Source organism: Actinobacillus vicugnae, from assembly GCF_901687125.1.
GTDB lineage: Bacteria > Pseudomonadota > Gammaproteobacteria > Enterobacterales > Pasteurellaceae > Actinobacillus > Actinobacillus vicugnae.
Map to the genome: position 1 here is coordinate 1 of NZ_CABFJY010000042.1, position 561 is coordinate 561.

1 protein-coding gene is annotated in these 561 nt (G+C 40.5%); it reads left to right on the plus strand.

What is annotated here, in order from left to right; genetic code table 11:
- A partial coding sequence (locus tag F8M47_RS08175) for a lipase family protein (RefSeq protein WP_208790041.1) occupies positions 1-561 on the plus strand: 561 nt, incomplete at both ends.

Below are 561 nucleotides of genomic sequence, written 5' to 3' on the forward strand. Positions count from 1 at the left end.
CCATTTTAAGTGCTTACCTATTTGAATTAGGCTTTAAACCATTGCTTTATACCTATGGCTCACCACGCGTGGGGAATAGTGACTTTGCGCGTTATTACAGTGATAAGTTTACGCATTTTCGCCATGTGAATGCAGGGGACTGGGTGCCAAGTGTGCCAGGGCGCGCAATAGATGGTGGGATTTATAGCCTGCTTCCAAAAGAGGTAAAACTAGGACTATATTGGTTAAGTAAGGGAGATATTAATTTTCTTGCTGAGGGGCTAATTAATTTTGAAGGCGATCCTTATACACACCACGGCAACCTTTGCCAATTTATGAATAAGGGCGCGAATGTATATATGTTGCCATTTGCTCAACATGATATTATTCAGTTGCGTATCAGTGAATGGGCTCCCGCAAGATTGATTAAAGAAAAAGATCGCGCGCATGATATTGGTGATCCAAGTGCGCACAGCATGGATAAATATTTATTGGCAATAAAAACGGTATTAACAAATTTATATAAATTTTATCAAGACAATCAGTGTATTCCTACCGAGCCGAATGCTTGCAAAGAGCACC